Consider the following 14456-nt stretch of genomic DNA (forward strand, 5'->3'; position numbering starts at 1 on the left):
GAGCCGCCGGTGCGCGTGATCGTCAGGACCGTCAGCGAGCTCTGCGTCACCGTCGGCAGCCTGATCGTGCTGTTCGTGGTCTACGTGCTGTTCTGGACCGGCGTGCGGGCCGACACCGTGATGCGCGACCAGATCGACGAGCTGCACCGCCAGTGGTCGGGGGCGGCGGCCGGTGGACGTCCGGCGGGCGGCCCGGCGGCCGCGGCGGGTCCACCGCGCACCGTGCCCTACGTCAGCGGCCGGCCCTTCGCGATCATGTACATCCCGCGGCTCGGTTCCACGTGGAACAAGCCCGTGCTCCAGGGCACCGAGACCGGCACCCTGAGGAAGGGGCTCGGCCACTACGCGGGCACCGCGCGGCTCGGGCAGACCGGCAACTTCGCCGTCGCCGGCCACCGGCGCACCTACGGCGACCCGTTCAAGGACTTCCCCGAACTCCGCCCGGGTGACGCGGTCGTACTGACGGACGGGTCCACCTGGTTCACGTATCGGATCGACAAAGGGCCCTACAAAACCGTGCCGACGGACGTTGAGGTGATCGACCCTGTGCCACGTATGTCCGGGTACACGCGTCCCGGCCGCTATCTGACGCTGACCACGTGCGATCCCGAATGGGGGCACAGTCACCGGCTGATCGTCTGGGCGCACCTGGACTCCACCCGGCCCGTGGAGGCCGGGAAACCGAGGGCCCTGCGCCGTTAGTCTGGTGGCGTACGGCGTGAATCCGGTGCCGTGGGAAGACGGAAGGGACGGCATGTACGGCTGGATCTGGCGGCATCTGCCGGGGAACGCGTGGGTGAAGGCGCTGATCTCACTGTTGCTCGTCCTGGCCGTGGTCTACGTCCTGTTCCAGTACGTCTTCCCGTGGGCCGAACCGCTGCTTCCCTTCAACGATGTGACGGTGGACAACCAGTGAGCGCGCGGATTCTCGTCGTCGACAACTACGACAGCTTCGTCTTCAACCTGGTCCAGTACCTCTACCAGCTGGGCGCCGAGTGCGAGGTGCTGCGCAACGACGAGGTGTCGACCGCACACGCCCAGGACGGCTTCGACGGGGTGCTGCTCTCTCCTGGGCCCGGCACGCCCGAGCAGGCCGGCGTCTGCGTCGACATGGTGCGCCACTGCGCCGCCACCGGCGTCCCCGTCTTCGGCGTGTGCCTCGGCATGCAGTCCATGCAGGTGGCGTACGGCGGCGTGGTGGACCGGGCGCCCGAGCTGCTGCACGGCAAGACCTCGCCGGTGGAGCACGAGGGCAAGGGCGTCTTCGCCGGGCTGCCCTCGCCCTTCACCGCGACCCGCTACCACTCCCTGGCCGCCGAGCCGGCCACCGTGCCCGCCGAGCTGGAGGTCACGGCCCGTACGCACGACGGCATCATCATGGGCCTGCGCCACCGCGAACTGCCCGTCGAGGGCGTGCAGTTCCACCCCGAGTCGGTGCTGACCGAGCACGGGCACCGGATGCTGGCCAACTGGCTGGTGGAGTGCGGGGACCAGCAGGCGGTGGCGAGGTCGGCGGGGCTCGCCCCGGTGGTGGGCAGGGCCACGGCGTGACCGCGCTGCGCCCCGAGCGCGAGTCCGGCGCCGACTGGTACGGCACGGGGGGCCACGACGCCTCACGGGAGCCGTACGCCTCGGCGCCGTACGACCCGCGTGGCTCGGCGGCGCGGTACGCCTCTCCCGGCACGCCCCCGGGCTACGCCTCTCCCGGCACGCCCCCCGGGTACGCGTATCCCGGCCCGGCCCCCGGGCCCGCCGGGCCGCATCCCGGAGCCTCCGCTCCGCCACCCGCGGACGAGGAGACGATGGCGCTGCGGCTGCCGGAACCGCCGTCTGACGCCCCATCGGCCACAGCCACCACATCAGCCACACCGGGCGGCCGCGCGGCCCGCAGAAGGGCCGTCAAGGGCCGCCACGGCCGTCACGGCGGAGCGGCGGGGGGAACGCACCGGGGCCCGGCGGACGAGGACGCCGGTTCGTCCCGGCCGCTGTCCCGGGTGGAGGCCCGCCGGCGGGCCCGGGCCCGCAGACCGAGCGCCGGCGTCCTCATCAGCCGGGTCGTCGGCGAGGTGTTCATCACCACCGGCGTGGTGATGCTCCTCTTCGTCACCTACCAGCTGTGGTGGACCAACGTGCGGGCGCACGCCGAGGCGGGCAACGAGGCGCACCAGCTCCAGAACGACTGGGCGAGCGGCAAGCGCAGCCCGGGCGTCTTCGAACCGGGGCAGGGCTTCGCCATCCTGCACATCCCCGCGCTGGACGTGGTCGTGCCGATCGCCGAGGGCACCAGCAAGTCCAAGGTGCTCGACAAGGGCATGGTCGGGCACTACGGGCGCGGCGACCTGAACACGGCGATGCCCGACGCGAAGACCGGCAACTTCGGGCTCGCCGGTCACCGCAACACCCACGGGGAGCCCTTCCGGTACATCAACAGGCTCAAGCCGGGCGACGCGATCGTGGTGGAGACGCAGGACACGTACTTCGTCTACAAGATGACGTCGACGCTGCCGGTGACGTCACCGGCGAACACCAGTGTCCTGGATCCGATCCCCAAGGGGTCGGGCTTCACCCGGCCCGGCCGCTACATCACGCTGACCACCTGCACGCCGGAGTTCACCAGCACGTACCGGCTGATCGTCTGGGGCAGGATGGTGGAGGAACGGCCGCGCAGCAAGGGCAAGCCGGATGCGCTCGTCAGTTAAGGGCAGATGAAGACAGTGGCAGCGACCACGGACGACACGGCAGAGCACCTCGAGGACGACCCCGCCCCGGCCGCGCGCCGCAGGGGGACCCGCCCGCTGGCCCTCGCCGTGAGCGTCCTCGGTGAACTCCTCATCACGGCGGGCCTGGTCCTCGGCCTGTTCGTCGTCTACTCCCTGTGGTGGACCAACGTCATAGCGGACCGCAAGGCCGACCAGCAGGGCCACAAGGTCCGCGACGAGTGGGCCCAGTCCGCGCCCGGCGGTCCCGGCGCCCTGGACACCAAGGACGGCATCGGCTTCCTGCACGTGCCGTCGATGAGGAACGGCGAGGTGCTGGTCAAGAAGGGCACCTCCACCGACGTCCTCGACGACGGCGTGGCCGGCTACTACACCGACCCGGTCAAGGCGACCCTCCCGACGGCGGGCGGCACGGGCAACTTCGCCCTCGCCGCGCACCGGGACGGCCACGGCGCGAAGTTCCACAACATCGACAAGGTCGCCAAGGGCGACCCGATCGTCTTCGAGACCCGCGACAAGTGGTACGTCTACAAGGTCTACGCGATCCTCGACGAGACCTCGAAGTACGACGTCAAGGTGCTCTCCGCGGTCCCCAGGGAGTCGGGCGTCACCAAGCCCGGCCACTACATCACCCTGACCACCTGCACCCCGGTCTACACGTCCCGCTACCGCTACGTGGTCTGGGGCGAACTCGTCCGCGTTGACAGGGTCGACAGCAGGCGCACCCCGCCGAGGGAACTGCGCTGACGCGGCAGGCGCCGGCCACGGGGACGTGGCCGGCGCCTGGGCGGACGGACCGGGTGGCCGGCCGCGGGTGACCCCGCGGTCAGCCGAAGATGCCTCCGTTGCCGTTGCCGTTGCCGTTTCCTCCGTTGCCGCCGCCCCCGATGGTCTGGAGGGTGATCGTCGTGGCACCGGGGTTGTCGACCTGCTGGTCGGGCTTGGGGTCCTGGTTGATCACGAACGCGTTGTCGTCCTGGCTGCTGCCGCCCGCGAACTGGATGTTCGTGAACCCGGCCGCCTGGAGCGTCTGCCGCGCCTGCGCCACCGTCTGGCCGATCACCCTGGGCACCGGCGTCTTCTGCTGCTGGGCCTGCTTGCCGATCTGGATGTTGACCTGCGAGCCCTTCTCGACCTGGGTGCCGATCGCGGGGGCCGTCTGGATGACCTTGCCGACCTGGTTGGGGTCGTTCGTGTCCACCTCGGTGCAGTTGCCCGTGAGCCCGTTGGCCTGCATCTGCTGCTTGGCCGCGTCACAGGTCTGGTTCGAGACGTCGGGGACCGTGGTCTTCTCGACCGCCTTGGCGACGGTGAGGGTGACCGTGGTGCCCTTCTCGACCTCCTTGCCGTTGACCGGGTTCTGGTCCAGGACCGTGTTCGGGCTCTCGTTGGTCTCCCGGTACTTGGTCACGACGTTGAACTTGTAGTCGTCGCCCTGGAGCTTGGACTTGGCGTCGTCGAGGCTCAGCCCCACCACGCTCGGCACCTGGACCTTGGGCGCGCCGGTCGAGACCGTCAGGGCGATGCTGGTGCCCTTCTTGACCTCTTCCTTGGGCTGGGTGTCCTGGCTGCAGATGTGGTTCTTGGGCTGGTTGTCGCAGGTCTTCGGGGTGAACGTCACCTTCAGGCCGACGTTGTCGGCCGAGTCCCTGGCGTCCGCCTTGGTCTGGCCGACGAAGTTGGGCACGGCGACCGTGTCGTTGCCCGCCCCGTGGCCGCTCACGGCCCACTTGCCGAGCAGGATGGCGCCGACCAGGACCAGGATGCCGGCGACGACCAGGAGGATCGTGGAGGTGTTGGACTTCTTCTGCTGGCGGCGGCGGTCCGGGCGGTCGTCGTAGCCGTAGCCGCCGTCGTCCGGGTTCATGGGCGGCAGCATCGTCGTCGCCGCGGCCGCCCCGCCCTCGGAGCGCAGCGCCGTGGTCGGCTGGTCGTCGGGGTAGCCGCCGTAGCCCACCGAGCCCAGGGCGGCGGTGGCCGCGACCGGCTGGCCGTCGAGGCAGGCCTCGATGTCGGCGCGCATCTCGTCGGCCGACTGGTAGCGGTAGTCGGGGTCCTTGACCAGCGCCCGCAGCACGATCGCGTCCATCTCGGGCGTGATCTCGGGGTCGAAGACGCTCGGCGGCTGCGGCTCCTCGCGCACGTGCTGGTAGGCGACCGCGACCGGGGAGTCGCCCACGAAGGGCGGCCGTACCGTCAGCAGCTCGTAGAGCAGGCAACCCGTCGAGTACAGGTCCGAACGGGCGTCGACCTGCTCGCCCTTGGCCTGCTCGGGCGAGAGGTACTGGGCGGTGCCGATCACCGCGGCCGTCTGGGTCATGGTCATGCCGGAGTCGCCCATGGCCCGGGCGATGCCGAAGTCCATCACCTTGACCTGGCCGTTGCGCGTCAGCATGACGTTGGCCGGCTTGATGTCGCGGTGGACGATGCCGTTGCGGTGGGCGTACTCCAGGCCCTGGAGGATGCCGATGGTCATCTCCATGGCCCGCTCGGGCAGCAGCTTGCGGCCGGAGTGGAGAAGCTCACGGAGCGTGGAGCCGTCCACGTACTCCATGACGATGTACGGGATCGAGACCCCGTCGATGTAGTCCTCGCCCGTGTCGTAGACCGCGACGATCGCGGGATGGTTGAGCGAGGCGGCCGACTGGGCCTCCCGGCGGAACCTGGCCTGGAAGGAAGGGTCGCGCGCCAGGTCGGCGCGCAGGGTCTTCACCGCCACGGTGCGGCCGAGCCGGGTGTCGTGCGCGAGGTACACCTCCGCCATGCCACCACGGCCGAGCACCTGGCCCAGCTCGTACCGGCCGCCGAGGCGACGCGGCTCTTCCATAGCTACCTACCAGCCCTCTCCGTCGGTCCCGACCGGCACCACCTGAGTGCCGTCGGAGCTGCCGTCCGGGCCTACCGTACCCGGCTCGCTCTGTGTGACCTGGCCAAGCCCGTCACCCGATACAGGACCGGTATCGCAACGTGCACCGATGTGAAGGGGACGTGAGCGGGGTCACTTCTTGGAGTTGATGACCGCCTCCATCACGCTCTTGGCGATGGGCGCCGCGAGGCCGCCGCCGGAGATGTCGTCGCGGTTGGCGTTCTCGTCCTCGACCACCACCGCCACCGCGACCGGCGAGCTGCCGTCGGGGAGCTTGGCGTAGGAGATGAACCAGGCGTAGGGGTTCGCGCTGTTGGCGACACCGTGCTGGGCGGTACCGGTCTTGCCGCCCACGGTGACGTTCGGGATCTGCGCGTTCTTGCCGGTTCCGTCCTTGACGACGGTCTCCATCATCGACTGCAGGATCTGAGCGTTCTGCGCCGACAGCGGCCGGCTCAGCTCCTGCGGCTCGGTCTTCTCCAGCGGGTCGAGGTTCGGCGTCTGGAGCATGTCGACCATGTAGGGCTTCATCAGCTTGCCGTCGTTGGCGACGGCGGAGGCCACCATGGCCATCTGCAGCGGGGTCGCCGCGGTCTCGAACTGGCCGATGGAGCTGAGCGCGGTCGAGGGCCGGTTCATCTCCTCGGGGAAGTTGGAGGACGCCGTGCGCACCGGCGTGTACTGCTCGGCGTCGAAGCCGAACTTCTTCGCCTCCGTGAGCATCTTGTCCTTGCCGAGGTCGGCGCCGATCTTGCCGAAGACGGTGTTGCAGGACACCCGCAGCGCCTCACGCATGGTGGCGTTCTTGCAGGGGATGTCGCCCTCGTTCTTCAGCTCGGTGTGCGTGTCCGGCAGCGTGTACGGCAGCGGGGAGTCGGTCGCCTCGTCAGCGGACTTGTAGAGCCCGTTCTCCAGCGCGGCCGCCGCGGTGACCACCTTGAACGTGGAGCCGGGCGGGTACGTCTCGCGCAGCGCCCGGTTCAGCATCGGGTCGGCCGGGTTGGCGTTCTTCTGGAGCTTCTTCCAGGCCTCGGCGTCCGTGTTGGAGGCGCCGGCGAAGGACGACGGGTCGTAGGAGGGGTAGGAGGCGAGCGCGAGGATCTTGCCGGTGGAGGGGTCCAGCGCGACCGCCGCGCCCTTGCCGCCGGTCTCCTTCAGACCGTTGTACGCCGCCTTCTGCGCGGCCGCGTTCAGCGTGGTGACCACGTTGCCGCCCTGCTTGGGCTTGCCGGTGATCATGTCCAGGGTGTTGCGGAAGAACAGCCGGTCGTCGTTGCCGGTGAGGATGCCGTCCTCGATGTTCTCCAGCTGGTTGGCGCCGAAGGCCTGCGAGGCGTAGCCGGTGACGGGCGCCCACATGGGACCGTCCTTGTACGTCCGCTTGTACTTGAGGTCGTTGAGGCCGTTGCTCTTGGTCTCGGTCGACCCCGTGACCGGGCTGCCGCCGACGATGATGTCGCCGCGCGGGGTGGAGTAGCGGGCGATGGTGACGCGGCGGTTCTTGTCGTCGTTCTTGAGGCTGTCCGCCTTGACGTACTGGAGCCAGTTGTCGCGGATCAGCAGGGTGAGGACCAACAGGCCGCAGAAGATCGCGATCCGGCGCAGGGGCTTGTTCACGGGCGGACCACCTGGGTCATCTCGGCGTCGGGGTTGGAGGCGGGGGCGGGCGCCGGGCGGCGCGCGGTGTCGCTGATCCGGATGAGGATGCCGACGAGCGCCCAGTTGGCGATCACCGACGAACCGCCGTACGCGACGAAGGGCATCGTCATACCGGTGAGCGGGATGAGGCCCATCACACCGCCGGAGACCACGAACACCTGGAGCGCGAAGGCGCCCGACAGGCCGATGGCCAGCAGCTTGCCGAACGGGTCGCGGGCCGCCAGCGCGGTGCGCACACCCCGCTCCACGATCAGGCCGTAGATCAGCAGCAGCGCCATGATCCCGGCCAGGCCCAGCTCCTCGCCGAACGTGGCGAGGATGAAGTCGGAGTTGGCCGCGAACCGGATGAGGTCGGAGTGGCCCTGCCCGAGGCCGGAGCCGAGGGTGCCGCCGGAGCCGAAGGCCCACAGCGCCTGCATCGACTGCTCGGAGTGGCCGCCGACGCCCGCCTGGCTGAGCGTGTACTCCTTCATCGGGTCCAGCCACGCCTGGACGCGCATCTTCACGTGCGGTTCGAAGCTCGCCACGCCGACGGCGCCGGCCGCGGACATCAGCAGACCGAAGACGATCCAGCTGGTCCGCTCGGTGGCGACGTACAGCATGATGACGAACATCCCGAAGAACAGCAGCGAGGTGCCGAGGTCCGTCTCGAAGACCAGGATGAGGATCGAGATGAACCAGACCACCAGGATCGGGCCGAGGTCACGGCCGCGCGGCAGGTACAGGCCCATGAAGCGGCGGCTGGCCAGGGCGAGCGCGTCCCGCTTCACCATCAGGTAGCCCGCGAAGAAGATCGCGAGCACGATCTTGGCGAACTCGCCCGGCTGGATGGAGAAACCGGCGACCGAGATCCAGATCTTGGCGCCGTAGATGTTGGCGCCCAGGCCCGGCACCAGCGGCAGCAGCAGCAGGACCAGCGCGCCGACCATGGAGATGTACGTGTAGCGCTGCAGGACCCTGTGGTCCTTGAGGAAGATCAGCACCACGATGAACAGGGCGATGCCCATCGCCGTGTAGAGCAGCTGCCGGGGCGCGGCCGTGCCCGCCTGCTTGATGGACTGCAGCAGCTTGGACTGGTCCAGACGCCAGATGACGACCAGGCCGAGCCCGTTGAGCAGGGTGGCCAGCGGCAGCAGCAGCGGGTCCGCGTACGGCGCGAACTTGCGCACGACGAGGTGGGCGACGCCGGCCAGCAGACCCAGGCCCAGGCCGTAGCTCAGCAGCCCCGAGGGCACCTGGTTGTTGATGGCCAGGCCCACGTTGGCGTAGGCGAACACCGGGATGACGACCGCGAAGACCAGCAGCGCCAGCTCGGTGTTGCGCCGGCTGGGCGCGCCGATGGCGCCGATCGTGGACGTGTGGTGCGTCGACGGATTGGTAGTACTGCTCATCGTGTGACAGGGCCTCTCACGGCTTGCCTACTGCTTACCGCACAGCGAGACGACCTTCTGCTCTTCCTCCGAGAGAGTGGGGCCGGGGCTGGGAGTGGGCGCGGTCGCGGACTTGGACGGAGACGTGGACGGGGACGGGGACTTGGCCGACGCCGACGGGTTGGGCGTCGGCGTCGCCTTGGACGTGAAGGCGGTGCGGGTGGTTCCCGTGGTGGCGCCGGCGCCGGTGGTGCCCTTGGCCCTGCCCTGGGCCGTCCTGGAGCTGTTCTGGGACTCGGCGGTGCGCCGCTCGGCCTCCTTCTTGCAGGCGGAGGCCTGCACGGACAGCTCGTCGACCTTCTTGCGGGCCTCGTCCAGACCGCCCTCGGCGATCGTGGCCTTCACCTGCTTCTGCTGGTAGGGCGGCAGGTACTTGAGTTCGATCTCGGGGTGGTCCTTCTGTACCTCGGACAGCTTCACCCAGGCCAGGTCCTGGCTGATGCCCCGGTACAGCGCCACGTGCTCGTCGTTGGCGCCGACGAAGTACTGCGTCTGCGTCCAGCGGTAGCCGCCGTAGAGCCCGCCGCCGATCACGGCGAGCGCGAGGACGCCGTAGAAGGATCTCTTGAGCCACCTGCGGCCCTTCCTCGGCTTGACGAAGTCCTCGTCGTCGTAGCCGCCGAAGCCGGCGGCCGGGACGTAGCCGGTGGTGTCGCCGGAGCCGGGCGGGCCGAACTCGCCGCCCCCGCCGCCCTGTCCGGGCAGCCGGCGGCCGAGGCCGGAGGCGCGGCCGGCCGGGGTCTGCATGATGCCGTTGTCGTGCAGGTGGTTCTGGTTCTCGGCGACCGCGCCGACCACGACCGGGGTGTCGGACAGCTGCCCGGCGAGGGTGTCGCCGGTGTCCAGGTCCAGCACGTCGGCGACGATCACGGTGATGTTGTCCGGGCCGCCGCCGCGCAGCGCGAGCTGGATCAGCTCCTGCACGGTCTCCTGCGGGCCCTGGTAGCTGGCGAGGGTCTCCTCCATCGTCTGGTGGGAGACGACGCCGGACAGGCCGTCGGAGCAGATCAGGTAGCGGTCGCCGGCGCGGACCTCGCGGACGGACAGGTCGGGCTCGACGTGCTCGCCGCTGCCGAGGGCGCGCATCAGCAGGGCGCGCTGCGGGTGGGTGCTGGCCTCCTCCTCGGTGATGCGTCCCTCGTCGACGAGGCGCTGCACCCAGGTGTGGTCCTGCGTGATCTGTGTGAGCACGCCGTCGCGCAGCAGGTAGGCGCGCGAGTCGCCGACGTGCACGAGGCCGAGCCGCTGGCCGGTCCACAGCAGGGCGGTGAGCGTGGTGCCCATGCCCTCGAGCTGGGGGTCCTCCTCGACCATGGTGCGCAGCTGGTCGTTGGCGCGCTGCACGGCCTGGCCGAGCGAGGTGAGCAGGTCGGAGCCCGGGATGTCGTCGTCGAGGGCGACGATGGTGGAGATCACCTCGGAGGAGGCGACCTCGCCGGCGGCCTGGCCGCCCATGCCGTCGGCGATCGCGAGCAGGCGCGGGCCGGCGTAACCGGAGTCCTCGTTGCCCTCGCGGATCATGCCTTTGTGCGATCCGGCGGCGAAGCGCAGTGACAGACTCATGCGCACCTCGCCCGTCGGCTCCGGGTACATCCGCACGGTGCCCACCCTCCGGTCGGGAGCGCGCCGGGGCCCGGGGTGCCGGCCACCGCTGCGTGCTCGCTCCGCTCGCACTCTTTCATGACGTAGTACTACTTCCGCAGCTCGATGACGGTCTTGCCGATGCGGATCGGCGCGCCCAGCGGGATCGGCGTGGGAGTCGTCAGCCGGGACCGGTCCAGGTACGTGCCGTTGGTGGATCCGAGGTCCTCGACGATCCACTGGCCGTCGCGGTCCGGGTAGATCCTGGCATGCCTGCTGGAGGCGTAGTCGTCGTCCAGCACGATCGTGGAGTCGTGCGCGCGGCCCAGGGTGATGGTCTGGCCCTGCAGCGCGACGGTGGTGCCGGTGAGTGTGCCCTCGGTCACCACGAGCTTGGTCGGGGCGTTGCGGCGCTGCCGGCCGCCGCCGCCGGACTGCTGTCCGCGCTGCTGCGGGGGCGCGGCGGCCTGGCGGGCGGCCTGCTGCGGCCGGGCCGCCTCGCGGCGGGCGCCGCGCTGGGTGACGCGCGTACCGAACAGGTCGCTGCGGATGACCTGCACGGCCACGATCACGAACAGCCACAGTACGGCCAGGAAACCCAGCCGCATGACCGTGAGGGTCAGCTCTGACATTGCCCCCGCTTCACCCTTCGGCTTGCCTATAGATAACGGTGGTGCTGCCCACGACGATCCGCGAGCCGTCGCGGAGCGTAGCGCGGGTGGTGTGCTGCCCGTCCACCACGATGCCGTTGGTGGAGCCGAGATCCTGGATCGTCGAGGGCGTTCCGGTCCGGATCTCGCAGTGCCGACGGGAGACGCCGGGGTCGTCGATCCGCACGTCGGCGTCGGTGCTGCGGCCCAGCACCAGCGTCGGGCGGGAGATCTGATGGCGGTTGCCGTTGATCTCGATCCAGTAGCGGGTGCGGCCGCCGGCGCTCGCGCCGGGGGCCTGCGTGGGCCGCTGGGAAGCGGGCTGCGGGTAGCCGTAGCCGCCGGGGCGGCCGGGCGGCGGCGCGGCCGGCATGGGCGGCGCGGCGGCGGGGCCGGCGGCGGGCGGGTAGCCGTAGCCCCCGGGGGCGCCGGGACGGCCGGACGGGCCCGCGGCGGGCCCCTGGGGGGCCTGCTGGCTGCTGGAGGAGGCGAGCGTGCGGCTGCGCACCCGGTACAGGCCGGTGTCGAGGTCCTCCGCCTTCTCCAGGTGGACCTTGATCGGGCCCATGAAGGTGTAGCGCTGCTGCTTGGCGTAGTCGCGCACCATGCCGGCGAGCTCGTCGCCGAGCTGGCCGGAGTACGGGCTCAGGCGCTCGTAGTCGGGCGCGCTGAGTTCGACGATGAAGTCGTTGGGCACGACCGTGCGGTCGCGGTTCCAGATGGTCGCGTTGTTGTCGCACTCGCGCTGGAGCGCGCCCGCGATCTCCACCGGCTGGACCTCGGACTTGAAGACCTTGGCGAAGGTGCCGTTGACCAGACCTTCGAGACGTTGCTCGAACTTCTTCAGGACTCCCATGGGGCACCTCCTCCGTCGTTGCCGTCGTGTTGCGTCCTGCTTACCCGGTACTGCTTACTGATCGTATCCACGCGCCGGTAAATCGGCTGGTTCCCCCTGTCGGCCCCGCCGACCGGTGTCGGCGCCTGCTCCCGCCGTGCTTCTCGCCGTACCTCTGCCCAGGATCGTAGAGGCGGCTGCAGACCAGTGTCCCGCACCCGGCCGTGGACCTCGCCCGCCTCCCGGGACCACCGGTGCTACCGGTACGAGGTTGATACGTGAACAGGCACAGGCTGATACGGAGCGGGGGCCTCCAGGGGAGTGGGCGGGGCCGGTCCTCGCGAGGCCGGCGCGGGTGCTCGGGGTGGCGCATGCCCGGGGGAAAGGGATGTGAACCCACCCCGGACGGCGTGCTAATGTTCTGGATGTCGGAAGGCGCCGGGCCCCAAGGGGCAGGAGCCGGAGGACACACCCAATGCGCGGGTGGCGGAATAGGCAGACGCGCTGGATTCAGGTTCCAGTGCCCGCAAGGGCGTGGGGGTTCAACTCCCCCCTCGCGCACCAGGGAGCACCGATGAGGGTGCTCCGATTGCACCGACGGAACGGGCGGCATCGATCATGATGCCGCCCGTTCCGGTGTTGTGGGCAGAAACACATGGACCGCCGACGGCTGAGGGCCGTCGGCGGTCCGTTCTGTTCAGGCGTCGATCTTCGGTTGCTCTGCTGCGGGCTGCTGTTCGGCCGTGGGCTACGGGTGGCTTGTGAGCAAGGTCTCAGGGCGTTCCGCAGTACCGGTCGGCTACGGGTGGGCGGGATCGCGGTGCGGGGCCGTCCGTTGGACGTTGGCGTGGTCGAGGGCTGTCAGGACGCTGCGGTGGCTGATCCAGCCGATCAGCTGGGTGCGGTCCTCGTCGAGGACGGGCAGGGCTTGGCTGTCGGCGCCGGCGAGAGAACGCAGGGCTCGGTCGAGGGCGGTGGCGGGGGTGACGGCGGCCGGCAGGTGGGCGATCGTGCCGACGGAGGAGGCGGCGTGGGTGTCGTCGGCGAGGGTTTCGGCGACGGTGCGGGCGGTGGCGACACCGCGGTAGGTGCCGTCGGCGGCCAGGACGGGCAGGGCGCCGTGGGGTGATCGGGCGAGCGCGTCGGCGGCCTGGGCGAGCGTGGTGGTCTCCGAGAGGGTGGCGGGGGTGGGTTCCATCGCGTCGCGAACGGTCAGCGCGGCGGCTGGGGTGCCGGGGGCGGGGGAGTCGATGTCGACGCCGCGGCGACGGAGTTTGGCGGTGTAGATGGTCTCGCCGGTCAGCACGCGGCTGACGCCGGTGGCGAGCACGACCGCGGCCATCAGGGGGAGGATGATCGTGTACTCGCCCGTGAGCTCGAACAGGATGATGACCGCGGTGATGGGGGCGCGGGCGGCCCCGGCGAAGACCGCGCCCATGCCGACCAGCCCGTAGGCGCCGGCTGGGCCCGCCAGGTGGGGCAGCAGGTCGCCGGCGGCGCGGCCGAAGAAGGAACCGAGCATAGCGCCGATGAACAGGCTGGGTGCGAAAACGCCCCCGGAGCCGCCGATCCCGATGGTGAGTGAGGTGGCGGCCATCTTCCCCACCAGCAGTGCCAGCAGGAACAGCAGGGCGTAGCGGCCGGCCAGGGCGTCCTGCAGGACGGGATAGCCGACGCCGTACATCTGGGGCAGCACCAGCAGCAGGCCGCCCAGCAGCACGCCACCCGCCGCGGGGCGCGCCCACTCCGGTCCCCGCCAGAACGCGTCGCAGGCGTCTTCGACGCGGTAGAGCACCTTGCTGAACGTCACGCCGACCACTCCGGCGAGCAGGCCGAGCAGCGCGAACAGCCCGTACTGGGCCAGGTGCTGGACATGGAAGGGGGGCAGGTGGAGGAAGGGAGTGTTGCCGAAGGAGGCGCGTCCGATGACGCTGGCGGTGACCGAGGCGAGGACGACCATGCCGAAGGCTTCGGCGGTGAAGTCGCGCAGGATCAGCTCCATGGCGAAGAACACGCCGGCCAGCGGGGCGTTGAAGGTGGCCGCGATGCCGCCGGCCGCGCCGCAGGCCACCAGCACGCGCAGCCGGTCTTCTGCGACCTTGACCCAGGTGCCCAGGGTGGAGCCGAGTGCGGAGCCGATCTGCACGATCGGCCCTTCACGGCCGACCGAGCCGCCGCCGCCGATGCACAGCGCCGAGGCGAGCGCCTTGACGGCCGCGACCTGGGGCGCGATGCGGCCTCCGCGCCGGGCGACCGCGTACATCACCTCGGGCACGCCGTGACCGCGGGCTTCCCGGGCGAAGCGGTGGACCAGCGGGCCGTAGACCAGCCCGGCCAGCACGGGGGCAGCGAGCACGAAGTAACGGCCCAGCCAGGGCGCATGCGGGTTGGCCGCATGGCCGGCGGCCGAGTAGTCGCCGTGGCCGGACAGCCACAGCGTGAAGGTCTCGATGAGCCATCGGAAGACCAGCGCACCGCCTCCGGCTCCTGCTCCGACCAGCAAGGACAGGACAAGCAGGCCGCCTTTGGACTCGCGCAGCGCACTCCAGCCGCGCCGCAGGCCGCGCTGGGCCGTCAGGGGCCCGACCGGTGCACCCGGACCGACGACAGGGGCGGGGAGGGCAGGGGACGCGGTGTCAGTCATAACATGCATTATGCAAAATTTGCCTGGTGCGGGGAAATGAGGCCGGGCCCGGCCGCCCCACCCGACCGGGTAGA

General features: G+C 70.4%; 12 protein-coding genes and 1 tRNA gene. 6 read left to right on the plus strand and 7 right to left on the minus strand.

What is annotated here, in order from left to right; all coding sequences use genetic code 11:
* Positions 1 to 9 precede the first annotated feature (9 nt).
* The 5 genes from IE217_RS04125 to IE217_RS04145 are packed head-to-tail and all read left to right on the plus strand — an operon-like array spanning position 10 to position 3464.
* A complete protein-coding gene (locus tag IE217_RS04125; RefSeq protein WP_190176303.1) occupies positions 10 to 702 on the plus strand; it encodes a class E sortase in 693 nt (230 codons plus the stop codon).
* A gap of 52 nt (positions 703 to 754) precedes the next feature.
* The gene (locus IE217_RS04130) at positions 755 to 916 is read left to right on the plus strand and encodes a hypothetical protein (RefSeq protein WP_099930115.1); all 162 of its coding nucleotides are present in this window, start codon (positions 755 to 757) and stop codon (positions 914 to 916) included.
* Positions 913 to 1551 carry an aminodeoxychorismate/anthranilate synthase component II gene (locus IE217_RS04135; protein WP_190176304.1) on the plus strand — a complete coding sequence of 213 codons (639 nt, stop codon included), beginning with the start codon at positions 913 to 915 and terminating at the stop codon, positions 1549 to 1551. The genes IE217_RS04130 and IE217_RS04135 overlap by 4 nt, the downstream gene beginning before the upstream one ends.
* Positions 1548 to 2699 (plus strand): class E sortase, encoded by a 1152-nt coding sequence (locus tag IE217_RS04140; protein WP_190176305.1) that lies wholly within the window; start codon positions 1548 to 1550, stop codon positions 2697 to 2699. The genes IE217_RS04135 and IE217_RS04140 overlap by 4 nt, the downstream gene beginning before the upstream one ends.
* 15 nt (positions 2700 to 2714) lie before the next feature.
* Positions 2715 to 3464 carry a class E sortase gene (locus IE217_RS04145; protein ID WP_190176534.1) on the plus strand — a complete coding sequence of 250 codons (750 nt, stop codon included), beginning with the start codon at positions 2715 to 2717 and terminating at the stop codon, positions 3462 to 3464.
* Positions 3465 to 3543: 79 nt separating this feature from the next.
* Here IE217_RS04145 and pknB read toward each other — a convergent pair whose 3' ends face one another.
* The 6 genes from pknB to IE217_RS04175 form a co-directional block, all read right to left on the minus strand.
* Positions 3544 to 5544 carry a Stk1 family PASTA domain-containing Ser/Thr kinase gene (gene pknB, locus IE217_RS04150; protein ID WP_190176306.1) on the minus strand — a complete coding sequence of 667 codons (2001 nt, stop codon included), beginning with the start codon at positions 5542 to 5544 and terminating at the stop codon, positions 3544 to 3546.
* A 171-nt stretch (positions 5545 to 5715) separates the two neighbouring features.
* A complete protein-coding gene (locus tag IE217_RS04155; RefSeq protein ID WP_190176307.1) occupies positions 5716 to 7200 on the minus strand; it encodes a peptidoglycan D,D-transpeptidase FtsI family protein in 1485 nt (494 codons plus the stop codon).
* The gene (locus IE217_RS04160) at positions 7197 to 8633 is read right to left on the minus strand and encodes an FtsW/RodA/SpoVE family cell cycle protein (protein ID WP_190176308.1); all 1437 of its coding nucleotides are present in this window, start codon (positions 8631 to 8633) and stop codon (positions 7197 to 7199) included. Before IE217_RS04160 ends, IE217_RS04155 begins: the two co-directional genes overlap by 4 nt.
* A 27-nt stretch (positions 8634 to 8660) precedes the next feature.
* Positions 8661 to 10235: a Stp1/IreP family PP2C-type Ser/Thr phosphatase gene (locus IE217_RS04165; protein WP_229865014.1), complete on the minus strand. Its 1575-nt coding sequence runs from the start codon at positions 10233 to 10235 to the stop codon at positions 8661 to 8663.
* A gap of 128 nt (positions 10236 to 10363) precedes the next feature.
* A complete protein-coding gene (locus IE217_RS04170) occupies positions 10364 to 10885 on the minus strand; it encodes an FHA domain-containing protein FhaB/FipA (RefSeq protein WP_190176309.1) in 522 nt (173 codons plus the stop codon).
* Between the two features lie 10 nt (positions 10886 to 10895).
* Positions 10896 to 11759 (minus strand): FHA domain-containing protein, encoded by an 864-nt coding sequence (locus IE217_RS04175; protein ID WP_190176310.1) that lies wholly within the window; start codon positions 11757 to 11759, stop codon positions 10896 to 10898.
* Positions 11760 to 12215: 456 nt separating this feature from the next.
* Between IE217_RS04175 and IE217_RS04180 the strand changes: the two genes are divergently transcribed.
* Positions 12216 to 12302, plus strand: a tRNA-Leu gene (locus IE217_RS04180).
* A gap of 235 nt (positions 12303 to 12537) precedes the next feature.
* Here the strand turns inward: IE217_RS04180 and IE217_RS04185 are convergent.
* Positions 12538 to 14382: a chloride channel protein gene (locus IE217_RS04185; protein WP_190176311.1), complete on the minus strand. Its 1845-nt coding sequence runs from the start codon at positions 14380 to 14382 to the stop codon at positions 12538 to 12540.
* Positions 14383 to 14456: the final 74 nt, after the last annotated feature.

The sequence above is a fragment of the Streptomyces naganishii JCM 4654 genome (assembly GCF_014650575.1).
Classification (GTDB): Bacteria; Actinomycetota; Actinomycetes; order Streptomycetales; family Streptomycetaceae; genus Streptomyces; species Streptomyces naganishii.

Bases quoted from the DNA above. Each gene is read 5' to 3' on its own strand.
- IE217_RS04175 (WP_190176310.1), bottom strand. From the start codon at position 11,759: ATGGGAGTCCTGAAGAAGTTCGAGCAACGTCTCGAAGGTCTGGTCAAC.
- IE217_RS04165 (WP_229865014.1), bottom strand. From the start codon at position 10,235: ATGAGTCTGTCACTGCGCTTCGCCGCCGGATCGCACAAAGGCATGATC.
- IE217_RS04160 (WP_190176308.1), bottom strand. From the start codon at position 8,633: ATGAGCAGTACTACCAATCCGTCGACGCACCACACGTCCACGATCGGC.
- IE217_RS04185 (WP_190176311.1), bottom strand. From the start codon at position 14,382: ATGACTGACACCGCGTCCCCTGCCCTCCCCGCCCCTGTCGTCGGTCCG.
- pknB (WP_190176306.1), bottom strand. From the start codon at position 5,544: ATGGAAGAGCCGCGTCGCCTCGGCGGCCGGTACGAGCTGGGCCAGGTG.
- IE217_RS04130 (WP_099930115.1), top strand. From the start codon at position 755: ATGTACGGCTGGATCTGGCGGCATCTGCCGGGGAACGCGTGGGTGAAG.
- IE217_RS04170 (WP_190176309.1), bottom strand. From the start codon at position 10,885: ATGTCAGAGCTGACCCTCACGGTCATGCGGCTGGGTTTCCTGGCCGTA.